Below are 23,290 nucleotides of genomic sequence, written 5' to 3'. Positions count from 1 at the left end.
TCGTTACGGCTGGAGTAACGGTGCAACACCACGCCTGCGGTAATACATCGATGTGCTCAATATCGAGCAAGCCACCAGACTATTTAACGTCAGTATCCAACCCGGTGCCTTGGACCATACAGAGGCAAGCGTCCCTATATAGAGCACCAAGAGCACAAGTAGTAAGAAGAATAGACCCAGTCCGACCGACTCTCCCCATTTAGCGAATTTGTTACGGCACTCAAGCAGCACAATGCTCAAAAAGGTGAACAAGAAGGTAATAAGCATGCTTCCAAGCGCATGATCAGTTGCCACTATGCGGCCAGAGAGCTTCGAAATAAGGAAAAGAAAAATCATGGACAGAGAGGACAGCCCCAACCAAACAAAGGCGTAATCAAGAATGTTGAACAACGCCAGTTTGAACTTCAACGCCTCGACTGCGTTCGGCTTTGTCACGAGTGCAACAGCCAGCAGACCGGACCCCAGCCCTCCAAGGGTCATGATGATGAAGTTGTTTAAAACATTAATTGTGTCTTCGGGAACACCGATCAACTGGATAAGCAGTAGGATAATCACTGCACCTACAGTGGAAATCATGGCCCCCCATAGCGCACCACGCCCCTCAGCCAATGACCTGACTGCGGACGCTGTTGCGGTCACTGTCAGGACCCATAAGATCAAAGCGCCGGTAACCATGTTGTAGAGAAATGAAAAACTGTTGCCTACTGCGCCAAGAAATTCCATCACGCCCACATCACTCCATCCCTAAAACTGATTCCTCCTTATCGGCCGTAGCACATAAAGCTTGATGTGGGAGCTGGCTTGCCTGCTCCCACATGGGTCGGTGGTGTTGGTTAGATAGCGGTCCCAAAGAGGGAATGATCAGTCCCTTTTTGGGACCGTTTCAGGTTGTTGGCGACGGGCTGACTTGCTCCAGCGCTCTATCGACCAACAACTGCCCCAACTCTGCCATTTGCTGAATCCCCAGCATGATGGCGCGCTGGGAAGTGTCCAGGTCGAAGGCCAGGTTGCAGGTGAGCGCATTGAGCGAGGACAGGGTTTCGCTGGCATTGACCAGTAAGGTTTCGGTGTGTTGGTGGACTTTTACGGTGAAGAGGGGTGGATTGGGCGTAGGTTTGACCATGATTTACAGCTCCGATATGTGATGGAGGCTGCCCTCTTCCGCTTGCACGCGGATAAGGTGGCAGCCGTGCGCAGGTGTGCAAGACCGGGCATATCGGACCCCGGCAGATTCCGAAGATTCTCCCACGCACAGCCGCCATAACGAGTACGGCAGGCATAAAAAACGCCCGCTTGCAGGAAAAATCTGAGCGCCAGCCCATCACAACACCATCATCACCTTGACCTTCCCCAGGCCCTCCAACGCATAACTGTGGTACTCATACACTTCTCCCTGAATAACCAGATGCAGGGCGCCACCCACATTATTGACTTGAACATCTGGCTCTTTTGTTTTGAGAAAAGGAGGTGCAGACACTAATGCGCTGAGTATTTCCTGATCACTTCCCAAATCCTTATGCACGTAGTACCTGTAGGAAAACCCCACCGTCGCGCCACCTTGGCCATCTCGCGCACCATAGATCGACATACCGTTGCCCAGGGAATGCTTCAACACCACTTCATCCAGGTCCGGTGTTCCGGGCGACAGAACCCAACTGCCGCCGATATAGATCAGGCAGATCACAAGCAGGCAATTACGCAGAACAGGTATGAGGCGCTTAGTGGCCTTGCGAAATGGCATATTCGATACCTCTTCTTATCCAATATTGGTCCCGTGGATCGTCACCAAAAGGCTCACCGCCCCACCATGATCCAAAATCCGGACGAGTCGTTCTGGCGACGGTTTGAGCCACACCGGCGGCTCGCAGCAACACATTTTCGGGAATGCCCAGCACCGTGCCCGTGGCACCGTAATTGAAGTTACCAAAAGCTTCGTACTGACGCCCCTGCTTCTTGTAGTTCCAAGGGCCGGCCGCACGGACCTGGGAGTAAAACCAGGAATAGGCGAATGCCGAGCCGGGCTTGAGATGAATGCGTTTGCAGTTGGATATCGCCATGTTTTCAAGAATTGAAACACCGGGCGGCATTAACGGTACGGCCATTTGCGAGTCCTTGCTGGCAGTGAGGAGTGCAGAAACTAGCCACTGCACTACGGCCTGAAAACCCGCCTATTCCAAATTCAGAACTCGCCTACAGCAACTCCACCCTATTCCGACATAACTGATCGTTCCCACGCTCCGCGTGGGCATGCATCCTGTGGCGCTCTGCGTCGCCCTTGTTCTGACTGGCGGGACGCGGAGCGTCCCCGGCGGCATTCCCACGCGGAGCGTGGGAACGATCAGTCAGGCCAGGCCGGACTCTACCAGCAGCGCTTCAAGCCCCATCAAGTCCGGCACCTTCGCCACCTGCTCGCCCACTTGCACCGCCGCCAGTTCCAGCGGGCAAAGCGGCACGTCCACGTAGCTCAATTCGCTATCGAGCTTGTACGAGCGGGGAATACCCTGGATCACCAGTGCAATGAATTTCAATGTCGGCCGCCCCCCCAGTGCATTCAACACCACGATGCGTGAGCGTTCGCCCGTCATGCTGGCTTCGCCGCAGGCCGCCTCAAAGCTGATCAACGGAATTTGCCGATCGCGCCAGGTCACTTGCCGCAGATACCACGGCGGTGCATCGCTGGCCGGTTCGCCGCGCTGGAAGTCGATCAGTTCGGCCACTGCAACGTTGGGCAGCACCAGATGGCGGTCGGCCAAGGGCAGTAGCAGGCCGGTGAGTTGGCTGGTGCGGTGCTCAAGCATGGGACTTGCTCCAGTAGGCGATGCTTTCCAGCAGCACCGACTCTTGGTACGGCTTGCCGAGGTAGTCGTTGACGCCAATGGCCATGGCGCGGTCGCGGTGTTTCTGGCCGGTGCGTGAGGTGATCATGATGATCGGCAAGCGCATCAGGCGTGGGTCGTTGCGTATCTGGATGGCCACTTCGAAGCCGTCCATACGCGGCATTTCGATGTCGAGCAGCATCAGGTCCGGGGTGTGTTCTTCCAGGATGGCGAGGGCGTCGATACCGTCCTTGGCGGTGAGCACGTTCATGCCGTTGCGCTCCAGCAGGCGGCTGGTGACTTTGCGCACGGTGACCGAATCGTCCACCACCAGCACCAGCAGCGGGCGTTTTTTCAGTGGGTCGTTGAGGATCAGCGGCGCATCCACCGCCTGGGCCGGCAAGGCCGGTTGTCGGGCGCGGATGTGCGCCAGCAGGTCGATAATCAGCACCACATGGCCGTCGCCCAGGATGGTCGCGCCGGTCACGCCCTGCACCCCGGAGAACTGCGGCCCCAGGCCCTTGACCACGATCTCGCGGGTACCGGCCATGGCATCCACGTGCACCGCCACGCGGCGTTCATTGCAGTGCACCAGCAGCACCGGCACCGGCTGGTACTGGCCCAGCAGTTTCGGGCGGCTGGCGGTGTGCAGCAGGTCGCCGAGGTAGAACAACTCGTAGCGCTGGCCGCCATATTCATAGTGCGCTGGGTCTTGCTGGTAGTGCCCCGCCAACTCGTGGGGCAGCACGCGCACCAGGCCTTCGATGGTGTTGAGAGGGATCGCGTATTGGTCGTCGGCGCAGTGCACCATCAGCGCACGATTGACCGACACGGTAAACGGCAGGCGAATGCGAAAATGCACGCCCATGCCCGGCGTCGAGTCGATCACCATGGAGCCGCCGAGCTGGCGCACTTCTTCATGCACCACGTCCATGCCCACGCCGCGCCCGGAAATCTGGGTGATTTTTTCGGCGGTGGAAAAGCCCGGTTGCAGGATGAACTGCAACACATCACGGTCGCTGATCTCTTGATGGGGCGCGAGCAAGCCGCGCTTGATCGCCTTGCGCCGCACCGCGTCAAGGGGCACGCCGGCGCCGTCGTCGCGCATGTCGAAGACGATGTCGCCGCCTTCGTGGGTCAGGTCCAGGGTGATGCGGCCCTTCTGCGGTTTACCCGCAGCCAGCCGCACTTCGCGCGATTCCAGGCCGTGGTCGACGGCGTTGCGCAGCATATGCTCCAGGGGGGCCGCCATGCGTTCCAGCACATTGCGGTCCATCTCGCCTTCGGCATTGCCGACGATAAACTCCACGTCCTTGCCCAACTCGCCCGCCACTTGCCGCACGATGCGCTTGAGGCGTGGCAACATGCGCTCGAAAGGCACCATGCGCGTGCGCATCAGGCCTTCCTGCAATTGGGTGTTGATGCGTGCCTGTTGCTGCAGCAGGGTGTGGGCATCCTGGTTGCGGCGCTCAAGGGTGTCCTTGAGGTCGAGCAGGTCGGAGGCAGATTCGGACAGCGCACGGGCCAGCTGTTGCAGCTGCGAGTGGCGGTCCATTTCCAGCGGGTCGAATTCTTCGTAGCCCAGGCGTTCGGCCTCGGCTTGCTGGCGGCTCAAGAGGCGGCCCTGGGTTTCGCTGTCGAGCCGGCGCAGTTGGTCGCGCATGCGCTCGATGGTGGTTTCCATCTCACTCAAGGCAATGCGCGCATCCTTGACTTGCTGCTCGATACGCCCACGGAAGATCGAGGTTTCGCCGGCCAGGTTGACCAGGTCATCAAGCAAGTCGGCGGAGATTTTCACCATGTCGGCAGCCGGGTCGGCGACCGCTTCGGCCTTGCCAGCCGGCAGCGCCACCGGTGTGACCGGCTCATCACTGGGGTGCACCAGGCTCTTGATGCGCTCGATGAGTTTATCCACCGAACCCACCGGCAACCCCTCGGCCACGGCGTCGATCATCTGCGCCAGGCGGTCATGGCAGCCTTGCAGCAGTGCGAACAGTTCAGGGGTCGGCGCGAGCAAACCGGCGGACAGCCCTTCGTAGAGAAATTCCAGCTCATGGGCCAGATCGCCGATCGGCCCGATCTCGACCATGCGTGCACCACCCTTGAGGGTGTGCAGGTCCCGCAGCAGGGTTTCCACTTCCTGGCGACTGCCCGGTTCGGCCTGCCAGCGCAGGAGCGCGCTGCCGGAGCTGTCGAGGATATCGGCGGCTTCTTCGAGGAAGATATCCAGCAACTCCGGGTCGGCACCCGACGCTGGCGCCACCGCAGCCGGAGCTGCCGGGCTGCTGGCCTGGCGCAATTCCCGCAACCTTTCGACCAGTTCGGCACCGTCACTCAAGGGTTGCTGCTGTTGCAGTTCGTCCAACTGTTGGGCCAAGCGTTCGTGGCTGGCCATCAGTGCCTGGGACAGCTCGACAGAATAGCTATAGCGGCGATCCACCAGCCCCTCATAAACGCATTCCAGCTCCTGGGCCAAGTCGCCCACCGGGTCGATTTCGGCCATGCGCGCGCCGCCCTTGAGGGTGTGCAGATCTCGCTGCAACGAGGACAAGGGCGCAGCGCTGTCGGGTTCCAGTAACCAGCGCTTGAGCGACTGGCCGGCGCTGTCGAGGATGTCTACGGCCTCCTCAAGGAAGATCTCGACAATCTCGTCGTCCATCGCGGTGGCGTGATCCAACTGCGCGGTGGCCGCGCCCAACTCGGAGATACTCAGGGCGCGGCTGCCGTCGCTTTTGATAAGGCCCGTGGCGGACGGGTCCAAGGCTTCGTCCAGCAACGCGCGCAACGCCTGCAGCCGTGCGGGCGCGGGGCTAATTTCCTGGCCGGCGGCCAACTGGTCGAGCATGTTGATCAGCGCGTCATGGGCCTGTTCGGCCTCGTGGAAGAAGCGGGCGCTGACCGCCAGGCTGCTTTCCTCCACCGCGCCATACAGGTCGAGCAAGGCTTCGCACAACGCGTCGATAGGATGCAGGTCGGCAAGGTGCGCGCTCTCGCCCAGGGTGGTCAGTTCGTCCAGCAACGCCGTGAGCTCCTGACGGTCGCCGGGGTGTTGCTGCCAGCGGCGCAGCAGGCTTTCGGCGTCGAGCAGGATGTCCATGCCCTGGGCCAGGAAGTTGGTGATCAAGTGCGGGTCACGCTTGACGCGCAGGCCAGTCGTGGGAGCGTCGAGCAAGGCGGCAAGTTGATGCTCCAGCAGGTGTTGGGTGCTGCTGATCACGCTGGCAGCGCCGTGGATCGGCGCCAGGGGATTGTTGTCCAGGTCACGCACCCCGCGCTGGAACAGCCCTTGTGCTTCAAGCAACAACGCCACTTCGTCCTTGTCCAGCGGCACACGGTGGGCCTTGTACTCACGGGTGAGGTGATCCAGCGGGCACGCCAGTTCAGCGATGGGCAACACGCCGGCCATGTAGGCACTGCCCTTGAGGGTGTGCAAGGCGCGTTGCAGTTCATCGCTGACCTGCAACGGCACCTGCTCGGCGGCCTGTTGCAGGAAGTGGTCGAGGCTGTCCAGATGGCCCTGGGCTTCGTTGCGGAAGATCTCCAGCAGCAGCGGGTCATGGGGCTCGGTGGCCGACGTTGCAGCGCCACTGGCCAGGGCGTGGGCACGGGCGGCCAAGGCATCGACTTCATCGCGCTGGCGTTGGTCGTCGCTGGCAAAATCGGCGATCAGCTCCGGCAGCAGGGCCACGGCCTCATCCAACACCTGCTGCACCTCAGGGCCAAGGACTACGCTGTGTTCCAGCACGCGATTGAGTAGGTTCTCCACGGCCCAGGCCAGCTCGGCCAGCACCAGGGCGCGCACCATCCGGCCACTGCCCTTGAGGGTATGGAAGGCGCGGCGCATTTCGCCCTGGGCGGTTTTGTCCGCGCTGTCGGGCAGGTAGCGATGCAACACGTCGAGGACTTCATCGGTTTCTTCAAGGAAGACGTCGCGCAGTTCATCGTCAATCGGTTCTTCACCGGCCGGCGGCGGCAACAGGCTGCCTGGACGCTGCAAGGCCGGAGGGTTGAGACGTGATGCAGGGCTGGCCAACGCATCGAACTGGGATTGGTTCGGCGCAGCCTCGGTAGACAGTGCACCCTCGGGCGCGGCCAGGGCCTGGCGCCAGGGTTTTTCCATCGGCAGGTAGCCCAATGCACTCAAGCCCTGGGTGGCCAGCTCCAGGACTTTTTCCCCTGCTGCATCGGAGTCTTCAAGCATGCGTTCGAGGTAGTACTCCAGGCTGCTGACCACCTCGGCGAAATGCGCCAGTTGTGTCGCCGAAGGGGCGGCCTCGTTGATCATCAACTGCTCGTCGACGTAATCGGTGCAACCGCGCATCAAACTTGCGGCGCGCGGCAAGGGAATCATCGCCAGGGCACCGCGCACCTGGCTCAACAGCTCGGGCAAGGACTCCAGGCGCTGACGGTCCCAGTCGGCTTCGATGCAGTCGATCACCAGTTCCTTGGCTTGACGCAGGCACTGGCACGACTCGCGAATCACCAACTGATGGATCTGGGTTAGGTCGGTGGTGGGCAAGCGGCTGTCTTCACGGCTTTGCGGTTCGACGGTGCCGATCATCCCGGCCAACGTCGCTTCGACATAGAGCAACGCGCCGGCCACATCCATCAACACCGCGTCATTGGGTTCGCGCTGCCCCTGGACCAGGCTCAACACCACCGCGAGTTGGTCGATGATCACTTTGCGCGGCTGGCCGAAACCCAGTACCGCAAGGGTATCGGCGATCTGCCGCAACGGCGCCAGCAATGGGTCGAGGTCTTGGGTGTGCTGGCGATCACTGCGCACGAACAGATCCAGGCGCTCCTTGACCCGCACCAGCTCCTCACACAACGCCCCGAGCACCGAGCCCATGGCATTGCGATCCGGCCCGGCCAGCCGTGCACGCTCAGCGTCGACCACGGCGCTGTCGGGCAAGGCTTCGTCCAAGCCGTAGCGTTCCTTCAGGCTTTGCATGCGCGGCGTCGGCCGGGTGACTTTGGCGACGTAGAACAACAGGCTCTTGAGCAACTCGTCCGGCGCCGGCTGGTTGATGCCATTGATGCCTTGAACCAGCAAGCGCTTGAGTTGCTTGTCGCTGGCCTTGAGCAGGCTGCGCAACGCCGGGCTGTTGGCGACCACGCCGGTGAGCATGCCTTCGACCAGCGCCGAGGTGACCTGCCACAACGGCAGCAGCGGCGCACCCTGGCACAGCGCTTCAAGGCGTGCGAACACCCGTGCCATGTCTTCCAGGTTGCTGGGGCCGTGGTCTTCACGCAGCAACCCGGCGAGGGCTTGTTGCAGCAGGTGGCGCCATTGGCGCAACTGTTCATGCAGATCCGCCGTTGCACGTTGGGCCAGGGCTTGCTCAGGCAACGGCTCGATCGATAGCAGTTGCGGGCTGAACAGGCTGGTTTCCGATAGCAGGCTCTCACCCCGGGCGCTGCGCAGGTCGTTGAGCAGCGGTAGCACCACCAGCGGCAAGTCTCGGCGGGCACTGTGCACGCGGTCGAGGTACAGCGGCAGTTGGCCAAGGGCTTGTTGCAGCAGGCGGATACTTTCATCGCGTTGGCCAACGTGCCCGGCCTGTAGCGCAAGGGCCAGTTCCTCGATCTCTTCGGCCAGCAGCGCCGCGCCGTAGAACTCGACCATTTGCAGCGCGCCATGTACCTGGTGGATACCGGCCAGGCATTCGTTGAGGGCATCGTCGTCATGGGTTTCAACGTACGCGTCCAGGGCCGAACGGGCCTGTTTCAGGGTTTCGGCAATATCGCCCTTGACCCATTCGAGGGCCACATAGTCGTGCCGATCAACCATAACTGCTCCGCTTAGAACTCATGAGTTGCTGGTATCTCACAAACAATGGAGATCCAATGTGGGAGCTGGCTTGCCTGCGATAGCGGCGGGTCAGCAATACATCTGTATTTGACAGACCGCTATCGCAGGCAAGCCAGCTCCCACCATTGGACTGTGGCGTTCTTCAGGTCGTATTTCAATCATCGACCTGCTTGGGCGGCGGCAAGGTGAAACCCGACACCGACCTGCGCAACTGGCTGGCCATCTTCGCCAGGTTACCAATGCTTTCGGCGGTGGCGGTGGAACCCGACGAAGTCTGGGTGGTGATCTGCTGGATCACGTTCATGGTCAGGGAAATCTGCCCCGCCGATGAGGTCTGTTGCTGCGCCGCGTTGGAAATACTCTGGATCAGCGCCGCCAGGGTTTTGGACACGCCTTCGATCTCTTCCAGCGCCACCCCGGCGTCCTGGGCCAGGCGCGCACCGCGTACCACTTCGGTGGTGGTCTGCTCCATGGAGATCACTGCTTCGTTGGTGTCGGCCTGAATGGTGCGCACCAGGGTTTCGATCTGCCGGGTGGCCGCCGAGGAGCGCTCGGCCAGCCGTTGCACTTCATCGGCCACCACCGCAAAGCCGCGCCCGGCGTCACCGGCCATGCTGGCCTGGATCGCGGCGTTGAGGGCGAGGATATTGGTCTGGTCGGCGATGTCGTCGATCAGGCTGATGATGTCGCCAATTTCCTGGGACGACTCGCCCAAACGCTTGATGCGCTTGGCGGTGTCCTGGATCTGCTCGCGAATGTTGTCCATGCCGTGGATGGTGTTGTGCACCACCTCGTTGCCTTTGTTGGCGATCTCCACCGAGCGCTCAGCCACTGCCGAGGATTCGGCCGCGTTGGCCGACACCTGGTCGATGGACTGCGCCATCTGGTTGATTGCCGTGGACGCTTCGGCAATCTGCTGGGCCTGATGCCCCGACGCCTGGGCCAGGTGCATGGCGGTGGCCTGGGTGTCCTGCACCGCACCGGCGACCTGCCCGGCAGTGAGGTTGATGGTGGCGACCAGATCGCGCAGTTGGCCCACCGAATAGTTGATGGAGTCTGCGATGGTACCGGTGAAGTCTTCGGTGACCGAGGCGGTGACGGTAAGGTCGCCGTCGGCCAGGTCTTCGATTTCATCCAGCAGGCGCATGATCGCGTTCTGGTTGCGCTCGTTCTTCTGTGCGGTTTCATGCAGTTGGCGGTTGGTCTCGCGCACCATGACCAGGCCGATCAGGATGATCGAGGCCAGCGCCAGCAAGCCCAGCACGTAACCGCCGATGGTGTCGAAGCTGCGCCCGCTGGCGAGGTTTTCAAAACCGGTGGCCAGGTGCGAGGCTTCATCGAGCAGGGTTTGTGACAGGTTGAAAATATTGCTCGCCGAGGCGCGCACCTGGAACAACTGCGGCGAGGTCTCGAGAATTTCATCCACGGAGCCGGAGACAAATTCGAACAGCTCGGCGATGTCCGCCAGCCGCGCCCGGGCATCCGGGTCTTCGACCTGGGTGATACGCAGCCCCGGGTTGCCGTTGAGCATGCCATTGAGCACCACGCCAAAACGGTTGGCATCGCGACCGAAGGCATCGGCGGCCTGCACGGCGGTTTCATCCCCCGCCAGCACAGTGTTGACCGCACCCAAGATACGTTCGGCCAGCAGCGATTGGCGTTGGGCCAAGGCAACTTGGCTGGCCGGGGCGCCGCGTTGCAGCAGGATATCCACGACCTTTTCCGACTCGATCTGCAGTTGCGGCACGGTTTCGGCCAGGGTCGCCGCCACCTGGTGCAACGACAATACGGTCTGCTCGCTGGCCAGGATGGCGTCGGTGTTTTTCAGCAACGCCTCCCAGTCGGTCTGCACCGCCCGCATTTCGGCGCGCACCGCACTGGGCGCCGCCGGCAAGCCGGTTTGCGGGTCACCTTTTTTCAGGTAGCCCCAGCGCTGGGCAAAATCGTTGCGCGCATCGCCCAGCAGCTTGAACGCCGCCGCTTTTCCGGCAGCGGCCTCGGTGGCGTTCTTGGCAATGCGCTGGGACAGCACGCGCAGCTCACCGGCGTGGCCGATGTACTGTTTATCGTAGGTGGACTGGGTGTTGAGGTACGCGAAGTTGGCGAACAGCAACATGATGAACACGATCAAGGCGATAAACAGCACGATGATCTGCGAACGGCTGCGCGAAGCGGCCTGGGGTTTGGGCGTGGTAGCGGTGCTCATGCGGCAACATCCATGAAGCCAGGGGCCTGGGCCAGGGCGAAGGGGCTGAAGACTTGCCACTGAGGGTCGCCGTCGAACTGGCCCTGAATAAACGGCGCGCTCGAGGCGGCGCTCGCCACCCAGGCGTCCAATGGGAAATGCTGCATGCCTACCACCTCGTCTACCAGCAGCCCGACAAACAGGTCGTTGAACTCCACCACCAGCACCCGCCGTTGCTTACGCACCCTGGACAACTCAAGGCCCAGGAAGCCGCCCAGGTCCATCACCGGCAGCAAGCGCCCGCGCAAGTTGGCCACGCCCTTGACCCAGGGCTTGACTCCCGGCATCAAGGTGCAGCGCGGCTCATGCAACACCTCGGCGACTTCGCCCATGGGCGCCACGTAGGCGTTTTCCCCTACGCGAAAAGCGATGCCGCTCCAGCGTTGCAGGCGCGTTTCCTGGGACGGCAGGTCCGCGGCCAGCAAGCGGCAGCGGCGGTCGATGTCCAGCAGCAGCTCGAAGGCGGTTTGCGACTCGGTCATGATCGCAAGCCTTAGCCGGCCAGCACCTTGTTCAGGGTGGCGATCAGGGTTTCTTCATCCACAGGCTTGGTCAGGTAGTCTTTGGCGCCCTGGCGTGCGCCCCAGATTTTGTCGGTTTCCTGGTCCTTGGTGGTGATGATGATGATCGGGATACCGTTGGTTTCCGGCTCCTTGGACAACTGGCGCGTGGCCTGGAAGCCGTTGAGGCCAGGCATCACGATATCCATCAGCACCGCGTCGGGCTTTTCCTGGCGGGCCAGGGCCACGCCGTCCGCGCCGTTCTCGGCTTTGAGCACCTGGTGGCCATGCTTTTCCAGCATGCCGGTGAGTTTGTACATTTCAGTCGGCGAATCGTCGACGATCAGAACACGTGCCATGGTTTTCCCCGCTACATTGGTCGGCGCCAGCCCTCGTGAGGCGGCGTCAGTGTGCTTGTTCTACTGCGGCGAACCCAGGCACATAAGCCTTGATCGCCCCCAGCAGTTCTTCCTTGCTGAAAGGCTTGGTCAAAAATTGATCGACACCCACAATGCGTCCCTTGGCCTTGTCGAACAGGCCATCCTTGGAGGACAGCATGATCACCGGGATCGACTTGAACGCCGGGTTGTTCTTCACCAGGGCGCAGGTCTGGTAGCCATCCAGGCGCGGCATCATGATGTCGACAAAGATAATGTGCGGGTGATGATCGACAATACGGGCCAGGGCGTCGAAACCGTCGATCGCCGTGATGACCTCGCACCCCATGTTCTTCAACAGCGTCTCGGCGGTGCGGCGGATCGTTTTCGAATCGTCGATCACCATCACCTTCAAGGCGTTGGAATGCTGTTCCATATCTGCTCTACCATCGCCACAGCGAATCGGTTTTCGGTGTGTACTGCCTGATGTTGCACAGGATGAACGCCGCAAGCCTTGGAATTCAAGGGCTGCTGCGCCGTGCCAGCCTTTTTAGCACAGTCTCCTGGCGCAATCTATCGAGGCACCCGCCCAGTGGTTTTTCCTTGACCCACAACAGCCGCAGCGCCACTCTGACGCCACTTTTATGCGCCCCAATTTGCTAGAGGAAATCCCCCATGAGCGTTCGCGTCGGCATTGTCATGGACCCTATCGCCAGCATTTCCTATAAAAAGGACAGTTCGCTGGCCATGCTCCTGGCCGCCCAGGCCCGCGGCTGGACCTTGTTCTATATGGAGCAGCGCGATCTTTACCAGGGTGACGGCGAGGCCCGCGCACGCATGCGCCCGCTGCAGGTGTTCGCCAACCCCGAGAAGTGGTTCGAGCTTTCTGACGAAATCGACAGCCCGCGGAGCGACCTCGACGTGATCCTGATGCGCAAGGACCCGCCGTTCGACATGGAGTTTGTGTATTCCACCTACCTGCTGGAGCAGGCCGAACGTGCGGGCGTGTTGATCGTCAACAAGCCGCAAAGCCTGCGCGACTGCAATGAAAAGCTGTTCGCCACCCTGTTCCCGCAGTGCACGCCACCGACCGTGGTCAGCCGCCGCGCCGATGTACTGCGTGAATTCGCCGCCAAGCATGGCGACGTGATCCTCAAGCCGCTGGACGGCATGGGCGGCACCTCGATCTTCCGTCACCGCGCCGGCGACCCGAACCTGTCGGTGATCCTCGAGACCCTGACCGCCCTGGGCACCCAGCAGATCATGGGCCAGGCCTACCTGCCGGCAATCAAGGACGGCGACAAGCGCATCCTGATGATCGACGGCGAGCCGGTGGATTACTGCCTGGCGCGTATCCCGGCAGCCGGCGAGACCCGTGGCAACCTGGCCGCCGGTGGTCGCGGTGAAGCGCGGCCGTTGTCGGACAAGGACCGCTGGATCGCCGCTCAAGTCGGCCCGACCCTGCGGGAAAAAGGCCTGCTGTTTGTCGGACTCGACGTAATTGGTGAAAACCTCACTGAAATCAACGTCACCAGCCCGACCTGTATTCGCGAGATCGACAATGCATTTGGCACGAACATCGGCGAAATGCTGATGGCCGCCATTGAGCGCAAGCTAAAAGCCAAGTGACATAGAACAGCCGGACACACACCAACATTGCGTTATCATGCGCCACCTGTGAAACGCGCGATGTTGGTTTTCTTGTCATGACACTCCCGTCCGATCTGCCCCCCGAACTCACCCATAGCGGCGTGCGCCCGGCTGATCGTCTCGGTTTTACCCTGTTTCTCGCTGCGCTGCTTCACCTCGCCTTGCTCCTGGGCGTGGGGTTCACCCTGGTGGAACCCAAGCAGATCACCAAGACCCTGGAAATCACCCTCGCCACGTTCAAGAGCGAAAAGAAGCCCGAAAAGGCTGACTTTCTCGCCCAGGACAACCAGCAAGGCAGCGGCACCCTCGACAAGAAAGCCGTGCCCAAGACCACCGAAGTGGCGCCCTTCCACGACAACCAGGTCAAGAAGGTCACCCCGCCGCCGGCGCCAAAGCCCGAGGTCAAGCAGGCCACGCCCAAGGCCGCGGTGGCCACCGTCGCCCCCAAGCCGCAAAAAGCCCCGGCCCAGCGCGAAAAGGCCAAGACCGAACCCAAACCCGAGCCGGTGAAACCTGCGCCGACGTTCGACAGTTCGACGCTGTCCGACGAAATTTCCAGCCTCGAAGCCGAACTGGCCCATGAACAACAGCTGTATGCCAAGCGCCCGCGCATCTACCGCCTGAATGCGGCCTCGACCATGCGCGACAAAGGCGCCTGGTATAAGGACGAGTGGCGCAAGAAGGTCGAACGCATCGGCAACCTCAATTACCCGGACGAGGCACGACGCCAGCAGATTTATGGCAACTTGCGCTTGCTGGTGTCGATCAACCGTGACGGCTCGCTGTATGAAGTGCAGGTGCTGGAGTCCTCCGGCCAGCCGCTGCTGGACCAGGCCGCGCAACGCATCGTGCGCCTGGCCGCGCCCTTTGCGCCGTTCAGCGGCGACTTGAACGACGTGGACCGCCTGGAAATAATCCGCACCTGGCGGTTTGCCAAGGGCGACCGGTTGTCCAGCAACTGATCGCGCCCGCACTTGTCAGTTCGCCCCTCCAACGCCACACTAGCGGACATGAAAAACGTCAGCCCGACCTACCTCAAGCACCAATTCCTGATCGCCATGCCCCATATGGCCGACCCGAACTTTGCGCAGACCTTGACCTACATTGTCGAGCACACGGCCAATGGTGCCATGGGGTTGGTGGTCAACCGCCCGCAGGAGCTGAACCTGGCCGATATCCTTGAGCAACTGCGCCCGGAAATCGACCCGCCGGCCCGCTGCCAGGGTGTGCCGATCTACATCGGCGGGCCGGTGCAGACCGATCGCGGTTTTGTACTGCACCCCACCGGGCCGACGTTCCAGGCCACGGTAGACCTTGAGGGGGTGTCACTGTCCACGTCCCAGGACGTGCTGTTCGCCATCGCCGACGGCGTCGGCCCTGAGCAAAGTGTGATCACCCTGGGCTACGCCGGTTGGGAAGCCGGGCAGCTGGAGGCCGAACTGGCCAGCAATGCCTGGCTGACCTGCCCGTTCGACGCTGACATCCTGTTCAACACCGCCAGCGAACTGCGCCTGGAAGCGGCAGCAGCCAAGCTGCGGGTCAACCTCAGCCTGCTGACCAGCCAGGCGGGGCACGCCTGATGGCTTTGCGTCTGATCCTCGGCTTTGACTACGGCACCAAACAGATCGGCGTAGCGGTTGGCCAGGTCATCACCGGCCAGGCCCGCGAGCTGTGCACCCTCAAGGCCCAGAACGGCGTGCCGGACTGGAACCAGGTCGAAGCCCTGATTAAAGAGTGGAGGCCCGACGCAGTGGTGGTCGGCCTGCCCCTGAACATGGATGGCACCCCGAGCGACATGTGCCTGCGCGCCGAGAAATTCGCACGCCGCCTCAATGGCCGCTACAACCTGCCCTTCTATACCCACGACGAACGCCTCACCACCTTTGAAGCCAAGGGTGAACGCCGTGACCGTGGCGGGCAAAAAGGCAGTTACCGCGACAACCCGGTGGACGCCATCGCCGCCGCCTTGCTGTTGCAGGGGTGGCTGGATGAAAACACCGCTTTATTTGAATCCTGACTGACGCGGCTTGCTGCTATGCCGTTTTTGTAGGAGCGAGCTTGCTCGCGAAGAACTCACAGGCACCGCGCACTTGCAGGTTTTCACGCGTTATCGTTGACGTTTTTCGCGAGCAAGCTCGCTCCTACACACTTAACAAGGAGCCACCATGAGCTTGCCGAACCCTGCCGAACTGATCAGCCAGATGGCGATACGCCTCAAGGCGCACCTGGAACACCGCGCCATCAGCGAACCGCGTTTTATCGGCATACGCACCGGTGGCGTGTGGGTGGCCCAAGCATTGCTGGAAGAACTGGGTAGCGATTCGCCTCTGGGCACCCTGGACGTGTCCTTCTACCGCGACGATTTCAGCCAGAACGGCCTGCATCCACAAGTGCGCCCATCGGCCCTGCCCTTCGAGATCGAAGGCCAGCACCTGGTACTGATCGACGACGTGCTGATGAGCGGCCGCACCATCCGCGCCGCCCTGAACGAGCTGTTCGACTATGGCCGCCCGGCCAGCGTCACCCTGGTGTGCCTGTTGGACCTGGATGCCGGCGAACTGCCGATCAGCCCGGACGTCGTGGGCGCGACCCTGTCGCTTGCCCCCCAGCAGCGGGTAAAATTGTCCGGTCCCACGCCGCTCGAACTCGAACTGCAAGACCTTGCCCTTTAAACCGCCTTGTAAAGAGTCCCCGCGATGACGCCTCTAGATGCCAAGCGCCCGCTGCAGCTCAATGCTCAGGGCCAGTTGCAACACTTCTTGTCCCTCGACGGTTTGCCCCGCGAGTTGCTCACCGAAATCCTCGACACCGCCGACTCGTTCCTGGAAGTCGGTGGCCGGGCAGTGAAGAAAGTCCCGCTGTTGCGCGGCAAAACCATCTGCAACGTGTTCTTCGAGAACTCCACCCGCACCCGCACCACCTTTGAACTGGCGGCCCAGCGGCTGTCGGCCGATGTGATCACGCTGAACGTGTCCACCTCGTCGGCGAGCAAGGGCGAAACCCTGCTCGACACCCTGCGCAACCTGGAAGCCATGGCGGCCGACATGTTCGTGGTACGCCACGGCGACTCCGGCGCTGCGCATTTCATCGCCGAGCATGTGTGCCCGAACGTGGCGATCATCAATGGCGGCGACGGCCGTCACGCGCACCCGACCCAGGGCATGCTCGACATGCTCACCATTCGTCGGCACAAGGGCAGCTTTGAAAACCTCTCGGTGGCCATCGTCGGCGACATCCTGCATTCGCGGGTGGCACGTTCGAACATGCTGGCTCTCAAGGCCCTGGGTTGCCCGGATATCCGCGTGATCGCGCCCAAGACCCTGTTGCCCATCGGTATCGAACAGTATGGCGTGAAGGTCTACACCGACATGGCCGAGGGCCTCAAGGATGTGGACGTGGTGATCATGTTGCGCCTGCAGCGCGAGCGCATGGCTGGGGGATTGTTGCCCAGCGAAGGTGAGTTCTACCGCCTGTTCGGCCTGACCACGGCGCGCCTGGCCAAGGCCAAGCCGGATGCCATCGTGATGCACCCGGGGCCGATCAACCGTGGCGTGGAAATTGAATCGGCGGTGGCCGACGGCCCACAATCGGTGATTCTCAACCAAGTGACCTACGGCATCGCCGTGCGCATGGCCGTGCTGTCCATGGCCATGAGCGGGCAAACCGCGCAACGTCAATTCGAGCAGGAGCAGGCCCAGTGAAGCTCAGCATTCTCGGCGCCCGAGTCATCGACCCGGCCAGTGGCCTGGACCAAGTTACCGATCTACACCTAGACGCCGGCAAGATCGTCGCCATCGGCGCCGCCCCCGCAGGCTTCAACGCCGGCCAGAGCATTGACGCCAAGGGCCTGGTGGCCGCACCTGGGCTGGTGGACCTGAATGTCGCCCTGCGTGAACCGGGCTACAGTCGCAAAGGCAACATCGCCAGCGAAACCCAAGCCGCGGCAGCCGGTGGCGTGACCAGCCTGTGTTGCCCGCCCAATACCAAGCCGGTATTGGACACTTCTGCTGTGACCGAGCTGATCCTTGACCGCGCCCGCGAAGCCGGCAATTGCAAAGTGTTTCCCATTGGCGCCTTGAGCAAGGGCCTGGATGGCGAGCAACTCGCCGAATTGATCGCCCTGCGTGACGCCGGTTGCGTGGCTTTCGGCAATGGCCTGGAAAGCTTTCGCAGCACACGCACCTTGTGCCGCGCCCTGGAATACGCGGCCACGTTCGACTTGACGGTGATCTTCCATTCCCAAGACCGCGACCTGGCCGAAGGCGGCCTGGCTCATGAAGGTGCAGTGGCGAGCTTCCTCGGCCTGCCGGGCATTCCGGAAACCGCAGAAACCGTGGCCCTCGCCCGTGACCTGTTGCTGGTGGAACAAAGCGGCGTGCGTGCGCATTTCAGCCAGTTGACCAGCGCCCGGGGCGTGGCTCTGATCGCCCAGGCCCAGGCCCGTGGCTTGCGGGTAACTGCGGATGTCGCCCTGTACCAACTGATCCTGACGGATGAGGCGCTGATCGACTTCTCCAGCCTGTACCACGTACAGCCCCCGCTGCGCACCAAGGCAGACCGTGACGGCTTGCGTGCGGCGGTGAAGTCGGGTGTGGTGTCGGCGATTTCCAGCCATCACCAACCTCACGAGCGAGACGCCAAGCTGGCACCGTTTGGCGCGACCGAGCCGGGCATCAGCAGCGTGGAGTTGTTGCTGCCATTGGCGATGACGCTGGTGGAAGACGGCTTGCTGGACTTGCCGACACTGCTGGCACGCCTGAGCGCCGGCCCGGCCGAGGCCCTGCGCTTGCCAGCGGGCCAGTTGGCGGTGGGCTCACCGGCAGACCTGGTGCTGTTCGACCTGGCAAGCTCGACGGTGGCCGGGGAGCGCTGGTTGTCCAAGGGCGAAAACTGCCCGTTCATCGGCCACAGCCTGCCGGCGACGGTGCGGTATACCTTGATGGATGGGCGGATCAGCTACCAGGCTTGAAGCGGGCACGCAAAAAACTGTGGGAGCGGGCTTGCTCGCGAATGCGGAGTGTCAGTCGACATTTATTTGACTGATCTACTGCATTCGCGAGCAAGCCCGCTCCCACACTTGCTTATGTGTATGCCTAGGAATTCAGCGCCCGCTGTTGCGCTCGGCATTGCGGATCGAGATCTGCGTGTTCAGCGTCCAGAAGTCATACAACACCCCGATCAGGAACAAACCACCGGTCAGCAGGTAGATCAGGCCGGTGATCCATTTGCCCTGATACATACGGTGCACACCAAACACGCCCAGGAATGCCAACAGAATCCAGGCCACGTTGTATTCGATGGGCCCAGCGGTAAAACGCAGGTCGGCCTCACGGTCCATGGCCGGGATCAGGAACAAGTCGATCAGCCAGCCAATACCCAGCAAGCCGAAAGTGAAAAACCAGATCGTACCGGTCACGGGCTTGCCGTAATAAAAGCGATGAGCCCCGGTAAAACCGAAAATCCACAGCAGGTAACCAATCGCCTTACTGTGGGTGTCGTGCTGCTGACCAACCTGTTGATAGGTGTTCATGAAGGACCTCTTTTGCTTCGATAGATAAATTTTTTCATTTTCTTTGTGACTTTTTTACGGGCGCCCGACGTACGGTAAATGGTATCTTCCTGCCCTCAAAGCCTTGTACCGCCTGCCTTGTGTAGGACAATTGCGGCGAATCGTCGCGTTTTTCCTGAATTTGACCCCAAGGTTCAGTCGACAAACGGCCTGAGAACAGCACAAAAAGCTGTTATAAAGTTGCGCGCAAACCCATAAGAGCCACGCCTAATGCGACCATTTTTCAAGACATGGCTAACCATTTGCCTATTAATGCCACTGGCCGCCCACGCCACCAATCGTGAGCAACGACTTCCGAACGTTAACGGTTTCACCCCTAAAGTCCATAGCACGCCCAGCACTGCCAAAACGGCAAAGCCGACTGTCAGCCGCCCGACTCAACTGAGCAAGGCCAACGGCAAAGCGCTTTCCACCCAGCTGGCCGTGAACACCAAGCAAAGCAGCAACGTCTTGAGCCGTGCCGTCAACGTGCTCGGTACACCTTATCGTTGGGGCGGCAGCAGCCCAAGTAAAGGGTTCGACTGCAGCGGGCTGGTGAAATATGCATTTAACGATGTAAAAGCGGTGGACCTGCCACGCACCTCCAACGCCATGGCGGCCGGCCATGGGTTGAAGGTAGACCGCAAGGACCTGAAACCGGGCGACCTGTTGTTCTTCAAACTCAAGAGCCGCCAGGTCAACCACGTTGCCATCTACCTGGGCAATGACCGCTTTATCCACGCACCGCGCCGTGGCAAGTCAGTGAGCATCGACACGCTGAAAAAGCCGTTCTGGAACAAAAACTACGTGATCGCCAAGCGGGTACTGCCTAAAGAGCAGAACAGCAACCTGCGGATCGTGCAGCGCTGATTTAACACTGCAATGCAGTAGAGAATGTGGGAGCGGGCTTGCCCGCGAATGCGGTATATCAGTCAGCCTATTCGTCGTCTGACACACCGTATTCGCGAGCAAGCCCGCTCCCACATTTGTTTCCGGGCCGACCTGCCGATCTAGATATCTGCCGGTACCCTCGCCTTCTCCCGCGCCTCTTCCCGGCTGACCAGCCCCGCGCCGACCAACGCCTTCAAACTCATATCCAGGGTCTTCATCCCCAACGCCCCACCGGTCTGAATAGCCGAAACCATCTGCGCCACCTTGTTTTCGCGGATCAAGTTACGAATCGCCGGGGTGCCCAGCAAGATTTCATGGGCCGCCACACGCCCACCGCCCACCTTCTTCACCAACCCCTGGGACCCCACCGCCTGCAACGACTCCGACAGCATCGAGCGCACCATGGCCTTTTCCCCGGCCGGGAAGACATCCACCAGCCGGTCTATCGTCTTTGCCGCCGACGAGGTGTGCAGGGTGCCGAACACCAGCTGCCCGGTCTCTGCTGCCGTCAGCGCCAGGCGGATGGTTTCCAGGTCGCGCAGCTCACCCACCAGGATCACATCAGGGTCTTCGCGCAGGGCCGAACGCAGGGCCACCGAGAAACTATGGGTATCACGGTGCACCTGGCGTTGGTTGACCAAGGCCATTTTCGGCCTGTGGATAAACTCGATGGGGTCTTCCAGCGTGAGAATATGCTGGCGTCGATACCGGTTCAGGTAGTCGATCATCGCCGCCAGGGTGGTGGACTTGCCCGAGCCCGTAGGCCCGGTGATCAGTACCAGCCCGCGAGGGAACAGGGCGATACGCTGGAAAACCTCGCCCAACCCCAAGTCTTCCAGACTCTTGATCTCGGTTGGAATAGCCCGGAACACCGCACCCACGCCGCGATCCTGGCGGAACACGTTCGCCCGGAACCGGGCGACGCCTGGTAACTCGAAGGCAAAATCCGTTTCAAGAGATGTTTCGAAATCCTTTTGTTGATGTTTATTCAGCAAAGGGCTCAATAAGTCGACCACTTGGGTAGCGTTCAGCACCGGCCCATCCAGGGGCCAAACCTCGCCATCGATGCGCAGCATCGGTGCCAGGCCGGCTGACAGATGCAGGTCTGAGGCGCCTCGGCTTACGCTGGCCGTCAGCAATTGCGTGATATCCATAGGGCTTTCCATTTCCAGTAGAATGCCGCGGACTCCATATCCACGGGCGCATCTTGAATGTCGACGATAGCAGACAACATCGGCTTGGTTAGCCAGCGCATCCGCGCCGCAGCCGACGCCGTGCAACGTGACGCAAGCAGCATCCACCTGCTGGCCGTGAGCAAGACAAAACCCGCGCAGGCAGTGCGCGAAGCTTATGCCGCCGGGCTGCGCGACTTTGGCGAAAACTACCTGCAGGAAGCCCTGGGCAAACAGGCGGATTTAACCGACCTGCCCTTGAGTTGGCACTTCATCGGCCCCATTCAATCGAACAAGACTCGCGCCATCGCCGAGCACTTCGCTTGGGTGCATTCCGTGGACCGCCTGAAAATCGCACAACGCCTGTCCGAACAACGCCCGGCCGACCTGCCGCCGCTCAATATCTGCATCCAGGTCAATATCAGCGGCGAAGCCAGCAAGTCCGGCTGCACACCCGCCGACCTGCCGGCCCTGGCCACTGCGATCAGCGCCCTGCCGCGTTTGAAGCTGCGGGGCTTGATGGCGATTCCCGAGCCGACGCAAGACCGGGCGGAACAGGATGCCGCGTTTGCCACGGTGCGCGACCTGCAAGCCAGCTTGAACCTGGCGCTGGACACACTTTCCATGGGCATGAGCCACGACCTTGAGTCGGCCATTGCCCAAGGCGCCACCTGGGTGCGGATCGGTACCGCCCTGTTTGGTGCCCGCGACTACGGCCAGCCGTGAAATGGCTGACATCCCTCAAAATAAGGACCTGTCATGAGCAACACGCGTATTGCCTTTATCGGCGCCGGTAACATGGCGGCCAGCCTGATCGGTGGCCTGCGGGCCAAGGGCCTGGACGCCGAGCAGATCCGCGCCAGCGACCCGGGCGTCGAGACCCGCGAGCGCGTCAGCGCCGAACACGGCATCCAGACCTTCGCCGATAACGCCGAGGCCATCCACGGCGTCGATGTGATCGTGCTGGCGGTCAAGCCCCAGGCCATGAAGGCTGTGTGCGAGAGCCTGCGCCCGAGCCTGCAACCTCACCAACTGGTGGTGTCGATTGCCGCGGGCATCACCTGTGCCAGCATGACCCACTGGCTCGGTGCCCAACCCATCGTGCGCTGCATGCCCAACACCCCAGCGCTGCTGCGCCAGGGCGTCAGCGGTTTGTATGCCACCGGCGAAGTCACCGCGCAGCAACGTGACCAGGCCCAGGAACTGCTGTCTGCGGTGGGCATCGCCGTGTGGCTGGAGCAGGAACAGCAACTGGACGCGGTCACCGCCGTCTCCGGCAGCGGCCCGGCCTATTTCTTCCTGTTGATCGAGGCCATGACGGCCGCCGGCGTCAAGCTGGGCCTGCCCCACGACGTGGCCGAACAACTGGCGGAACAAACCGCCCTGGGCGCCGCGAAAATGGCGGTCGGCAGCGAAGTGGATGCCGCCGAACTGCGCCGGCGCGTCACCTCGCCGGGCGGCACCACACAAGCGGCCATCGAGTCGTTCCAGGCCGGGGGCTTTGAAGCCCTGGTGGAAACAGCACTGGGTGCCGCCGCACACCGTTCAGCCGAGATGGCTGAGCAACTGGGCAAATAGTCGTCCCTTACCAAGGTAATCAAACATGCTCGGAATCAATGACGCTGCCATTTTCATCATCCAGACCCTGGGCAGCCTGTACCTGCTGATCGTGCTGATGCGCTTTATCCTGCAACTGGTGCGCGCGAACTTCTACAACCCGCTGTGCCAGTTCGTGGTGAAGGCCACCCAACCGCTGCTCAAGCCGCTGCGCCGAGTGATCCCGAGCCTGTTCGGCCTGGACATGTCGTCGCTGGTGCTGGCGCTGTTGCTGCAGATTTTGCTGTTCGTGGTGATCTTGATGCTCAATGGCTACCAGGCCTTCACCGTGCTGCTGTTGCCATGGGGCCTGATCGGGATATTCTCGCTGTTCCTGAAGATCATTTTCTGGTCGATGATCATCAGCGTGATCTTCTCCTGGGTCGCACCGGGCAGCCGTAGCCCAGGTGCCGAATTGGTGGCTCAAATCACCGAGCCAGTGCTGGCACCCTTCCGTCGCCTGATCCCGAACCTGGGTGGCCTGGATATCTCGCCGATCTTCGCGTTTATCGTGATTCAGCTGCTGCAAAGCTGGGTGATTCCGCGCCTGGCGTACTTTGCCTACATGCCAAAAGAGTTGTTTGGCCTGATCTGACCTGTAGGAGCGAGCTTGCTCGCGAAGAACGTGAACGATAACGCGGGAAACCTGATACCCAACTGCGTTCTCAGGTTTTTCGCGA

Annotated in this window: 23 protein-coding genes; 11 read left to right on the top strand and 12 right to left on the bottom strand. The window is 61.4% G+C overall.

Annotation, left to right across the window (positions count from 1 at the left end; all coding sequences use genetic code 11):
- Window positions 1-3: 3 nt before the first annotated feature.
- The 10 genes from CER19_RS19865 to pilG form a co-directional block, all read right to left on the bottom strand.
- Complete coding sequence (locus CER19_RS19865; RefSeq protein WP_133298346.1) at window positions 4-726, bottom strand: hypothetical protein; 723 nt, start codon at window positions 724-726, stop codon at window positions 4-6.
- 157 nt (window positions 727-883) lie between these two features.
- Window positions 884-1,123 carry a DUF6124 family protein gene (locus CER19_RS19860; RefSeq protein ID WP_116667670.1) on the bottom strand — a complete coding sequence of 80 codons (240 nt, stop codon included), beginning with the start codon at window positions 1,121-1,123 and terminating at the stop codon, window positions 884-886.
- Window positions 1,124-1,321: 198 nt separating this feature from the next.
- Window positions 1,322-1,741: a hypothetical protein gene (locus CER19_RS19855; RefSeq protein WP_116667669.1), complete on the bottom strand. Its 420-nt coding sequence runs from the start codon at window positions 1,739-1,741 to the stop codon at window positions 1,322-1,324.
- On the bottom strand, window positions 1,719-2,102 hold the full coding sequence (locus CER19_RS19850) for a polymorphic toxin type 44 domain-containing protein (protein WP_044269533.1): 384 nt from the start codon (window positions 2,100-2,102) through the stop codon (window positions 1,719-1,721). Before CER19_RS19850 ends, CER19_RS19855 begins: the two co-directional genes overlap by 23 nt.
- 240 nt (window positions 2,103-2,342) lie before the next feature.
- Window positions 2,343-2,798, bottom strand: a complete 456-nt coding sequence (locus CER19_RS19845; protein ID WP_003195048.1) for a chemotaxis protein CheW — start codon at window positions 2,796-2,798, stop codon at window positions 2,343-2,345.
- Window positions 2,791-8,610, bottom strand: a complete 5,820-nt coding sequence (locus CER19_RS19840) for an Hpt domain-containing protein (RefSeq protein ID WP_116667668.1) — start codon at window positions 8,608-8,610, stop codon at window positions 2,791-2,793. Before CER19_RS19840 ends, CER19_RS19845 begins: the two co-directional genes overlap by 8 nt.
- A 175-nt stretch (window positions 8,611-8,785) precedes the next feature.
- Window positions 8,786-10,837, bottom strand: coding sequence for a methyl-accepting chemotaxis protein (locus CER19_RS19835; RefSeq protein WP_116667667.1), 2,052 nt, complete (start codon window positions 10,835-10,837; stop codon window positions 8,786-8,788).
- Window positions 10,834-11,358, bottom strand: coding sequence for a chemotaxis protein CheW (locus CER19_RS19830; RefSeq protein WP_116667666.1), 525 nt, complete (start codon window positions 11,356-11,358; stop codon window positions 10,834-10,836). The genes CER19_RS19835 and CER19_RS19830 overlap by 4 nt, the downstream gene beginning before the upstream one ends.
- Window positions 11,359-11,369: 11 nt before the next feature.
- Window positions 11,370-11,735, bottom strand: a complete 366-nt coding sequence (gene pilH / locus CER19_RS19825; RefSeq protein ID WP_014720320.1) for a twitching motility response regulator PilH — start codon at window positions 11,733-11,735, stop codon at window positions 11,370-11,372.
- A gap of 46 nt (window positions 11,736-11,781) precedes the next feature.
- Window positions 11,782-12,189 (bottom strand): twitching motility response regulator PilG, encoded by a 408-nt coding sequence (gene pilG / locus CER19_RS19820; RefSeq protein ID WP_014720321.1) that lies wholly within the window; start codon window positions 12,187-12,189, stop codon window positions 11,782-11,784.
- A 239-nt stretch (window positions 12,190-12,428) separates the two neighbouring features.
- Between pilG and gshB the strand changes: the two genes are divergently transcribed.
- The 7 genes from gshB to CER19_RS19785 all read left to right on the top strand — a co-directional run bounded on the left by gshB (window position 12,429) and on the right by CER19_RS19785 (window position 18,372).
- Complete coding sequence (gene gshB / locus CER19_RS19815; RefSeq protein WP_116667665.1) at window positions 12,429-13,382, top strand: glutathione synthase; 954 nt, start codon at window positions 12,429-12,431, stop codon at window positions 13,380-13,382.
- 77 nt (window positions 13,383-13,459) lie between these two features.
- Window positions 13,460-14,365 (top strand): energy transducer TonB, encoded by a 906-nt coding sequence (locus CER19_RS19810; RefSeq protein WP_116667664.1) that lies wholly within the window; start codon window positions 13,460-13,462, stop codon window positions 14,363-14,365.
- A gap of 48 nt (window positions 14,366-14,413) precedes the next feature.
- Window positions 14,414-14,983 carry a YqgE/AlgH family protein gene (locus CER19_RS19805; RefSeq protein ID WP_060763957.1) on the top strand — a complete coding sequence of 190 codons (570 nt, stop codon included), beginning with the start codon at window positions 14,414-14,416 and terminating at the stop codon, window positions 14,981-14,983.
- On the top strand, window positions 14,983-15,420 hold the full coding sequence (ruvX, locus tag CER19_RS19800) for a Holliday junction resolvase RuvX (protein WP_116667663.1): 438 nt from the start codon (window positions 14,983-14,985) through the stop codon (window positions 15,418-15,420). Before CER19_RS19805 ends, ruvX begins: the two co-directional genes overlap by 1 nt.
- Window positions 15,421-15,568: 148 nt before the next feature.
- Window positions 15,569-16,075: a bifunctional pyr operon transcriptional regulator/uracil phosphoribosyltransferase PyrR gene (gene pyrR / locus CER19_RS19795; RefSeq protein ID WP_116667662.1), complete on the top strand. Its 507-nt coding sequence runs from the start codon at window positions 15,569-15,571 to the stop codon at window positions 16,073-16,075.
- Window positions 16,076-16,099: 24 nt separating this feature from the next.
- Complete coding sequence (locus CER19_RS19790; protein WP_014720325.1) at window positions 16,100-17,104, top strand: aspartate carbamoyltransferase catalytic subunit; 1,005 nt, start codon at window positions 16,100-16,102, stop codon at window positions 17,102-17,104.
- The gene (locus CER19_RS19785; RefSeq protein WP_034128939.1) at window positions 17,101-18,372 is read left to right on the top strand and encodes a dihydroorotase; all 1,272 of its coding nucleotides are present in this window, start codon (window positions 17,101-17,103) and stop codon (window positions 18,370-18,372) included. The genes CER19_RS19790 and CER19_RS19785 overlap by 4 nt, the downstream gene beginning before the upstream one ends.
- 132 nt (window positions 18,373-18,504) lie before the next feature.
- On the opposite strand, the gene CER19_RS19780 is transcribed toward CER19_RS19785, so the two are convergent.
- Window positions 18,505-18,933: a TM2 domain-containing protein gene (locus tag CER19_RS19780; RefSeq protein ID WP_020301920.1), complete on the bottom strand. Its 429-nt coding sequence runs from the start codon at window positions 18,931-18,933 to the stop codon at window positions 18,505-18,507.
- Window positions 18,934-19,182: 249 nt separating this feature from the next.
- On the opposite strand from CER19_RS19780, the gene CER19_RS19775 reads away from it, so the two are divergent.
- A complete protein-coding gene (locus CER19_RS19775) occupies window positions 19,183-19,821 on the top strand; it encodes a C40 family peptidase (RefSeq protein ID WP_116667661.1) in 639 nt (212 codons plus the stop codon).
- Between the two features lie 140 nt (window positions 19,822-19,961).
- On the opposite strand, the gene CER19_RS19770 is transcribed toward CER19_RS19775, so the two are convergent.
- The gene (locus CER19_RS19770; protein ID WP_116667660.1) at window positions 19,962-20,996 is read right to left on the bottom strand and encodes a type IV pilus twitching motility protein PilT; all 1,035 of its coding nucleotides are present in this window, start codon (window positions 20,994-20,996) and stop codon (window positions 19,962-19,964) included.
- A 57-nt stretch (window positions 20,997-21,053) separates the two neighbouring features.
- Between CER19_RS19770 and CER19_RS19765 the strand changes: the two genes are divergently transcribed.
- From CER19_RS19765 to CER19_RS19755, 3 genes are read left to right on the top strand one after another with little or no spacing between them, the layout of a single operon-like run.
- Window positions 21,054-21,740, top strand: coding sequence for a YggS family pyridoxal phosphate-dependent enzyme (locus tag CER19_RS19765; protein ID WP_116667659.1), 687 nt, complete (start codon window positions 21,054-21,056; stop codon window positions 21,738-21,740).
- A 33-nt stretch (window positions 21,741-21,773) separates the two neighbouring features.
- Window positions 21,774-22,592, top strand: a complete 819-nt coding sequence (proC, locus tag CER19_RS19760; protein ID WP_116667658.1) for a pyrroline-5-carboxylate reductase — start codon at window positions 21,774-21,776, stop codon at window positions 22,590-22,592.
- Between the two features lie 25 nt (window positions 22,593-22,617).
- On the top strand, window positions 22,618-23,205 hold the full coding sequence (locus tag CER19_RS19755; RefSeq protein WP_116667657.1) for a YggT family protein: 588 nt from the start codon (window positions 22,618-22,620) through the stop codon (window positions 23,203-23,205).
- Window positions 23,206-23,290 lie beyond the last annotated feature (85 nt).

It is taken from the genome of Pseudomonas sp. GL93, from assembly GCF_003408955.1.
Classification (GTDB): Bacteria; Pseudomonadota; Gammaproteobacteria; order Pseudomonadales; family Pseudomonadaceae; genus Aquipseudomonas; species Aquipseudomonas paracarnis.
The sequence above is the reverse complement of the archived record's forward strand: the minus strand, read 5'-3'. Positions and strand labels throughout refer to the sequence as shown.

What these genes read in the sequence shown, in the direction of transcription:
- CER19_RS19840 (WP_116667668.1), bottom strand. Translation starts at nt 8,610, where the DNA reads ATGGTTGATCGGCACGACTATGTGGCCCTCGAATGGGTCAAGGGCGAT.
- CER19_RS19810 (WP_116667664.1), top strand. Translation starts at nt 13,460, where the DNA reads ATGACACTCCCGTCCGATCTGCCCCCCGAACTCACCCATAGCGGCGTG.
- CER19_RS19765 (WP_116667659.1), top strand. Translation starts at nt 21,054, where the DNA reads ATGTCGACGATAGCAGACAACATCGGCTTGGTTAGCCAGCGCATCCGC.
- CER19_RS19775 (WP_116667661.1), top strand. Translation starts at nt 19,183, where the DNA reads ATGCGACCATTTTTCAAGACATGGCTAACCATTTGCCTATTAATGCCA.
- CER19_RS19830 (WP_116667666.1), bottom strand. Translation starts at nt 11,358, where the DNA reads ATGACCGAGTCGCAAACCGCCTTCGAGCTGCTGCTGGACATCGACCGC.
- gshB (WP_116667665.1), top strand. Translation starts at nt 12,429, where the DNA reads ATGAGCGTTCGCGTCGGCATTGTCATGGACCCTATCGCCAGCATTTCC.
- pyrR (WP_116667662.1), top strand. Translation starts at nt 15,569, where the DNA reads ATGAGCTTGCCGAACCCTGCCGAACTGATCAGCCAGATGGCGATACGC.
- CER19_RS19855 (WP_116667669.1), bottom strand. Translation starts at nt 1,741, where the DNA reads ATGCCATTTCGCAAGGCCACTAAGCGCCTCATACCTGTTCTGCGTAAT.
- CER19_RS19860 (WP_116667670.1), bottom strand. Translation starts at nt 1,123, where the DNA reads ATGGTCAAACCTACGCCCAATCCACCCCTCTTCACCGTAAAAGTCCAC.
- pilH (WP_014720320.1), bottom strand. Translation starts at nt 11,735, where the DNA reads ATGGCACGTGTTCTGATCGTCGACGATTCGCCGACTGAAATGTACAAA.
- CER19_RS19845 (WP_003195048.1), bottom strand. Translation starts at nt 2,798, where the DNA reads ATGCTTGAGCACCGCACCAGCCAACTCACCGGCCTGCTACTGCCCTTG.
- CER19_RS19835 (WP_116667667.1), bottom strand. Translation starts at nt 10,837, where the DNA reads ATGAGCACCGCTACCACGCCCAAACCCCAGGCCGCTTCGCGCAGCCGT.
- pilG (WP_014720321.1), bottom strand. Translation starts at nt 12,189, where the DNA reads ATGGAACAGCATTCCAACGCCTTGAAGGTGATGGTGATCGACGATTCG.
- proC (WP_116667658.1), top strand. Translation starts at nt 21,774, where the DNA reads ATGAGCAACACGCGTATTGCCTTTATCGGCGCCGGTAACATGGCGGCC.
- CER19_RS19850 (WP_044269533.1), bottom strand. Translation starts at nt 2,102, where the DNA reads ATGGCCGTACCGTTAATGCCGCCCGGTGTTTCAATTCTTGAAAACATG.
- CER19_RS19770 (WP_116667660.1), bottom strand. Translation starts at nt 20,996, where the DNA reads ATGGATATCACGCAATTGCTGACGGCCAGCGTAAGCCGAGGCGCCTCA.
- CER19_RS19805 (WP_060763957.1), top strand. Translation starts at nt 14,414, where the DNA reads ATGAAAAACGTCAGCCCGACCTACCTCAAGCACCAATTCCTGATCGCC.
- CER19_RS19780 (WP_020301920.1), bottom strand. Translation starts at nt 18,933, where the DNA reads ATGAACACCTATCAACAGGTTGGTCAGCAGCACGACACCCACAGTAAG.
- CER19_RS19790 (WP_014720325.1), top strand. Translation starts at nt 16,100, where the DNA reads ATGACGCCTCTAGATGCCAAGCGCCCGCTGCAGCTCAATGCTCAGGGC.
- CER19_RS19755 (WP_116667657.1), top strand. Translation starts at nt 22,618, where the DNA reads ATGCTCGGAATCAATGACGCTGCCATTTTCATCATCCAGACCCTGGGC.
- ruvX (WP_116667663.1), top strand. Translation starts at nt 14,983, where the DNA reads ATGGCTTTGCGTCTGATCCTCGGCTTTGACTACGGCACCAAACAGATC.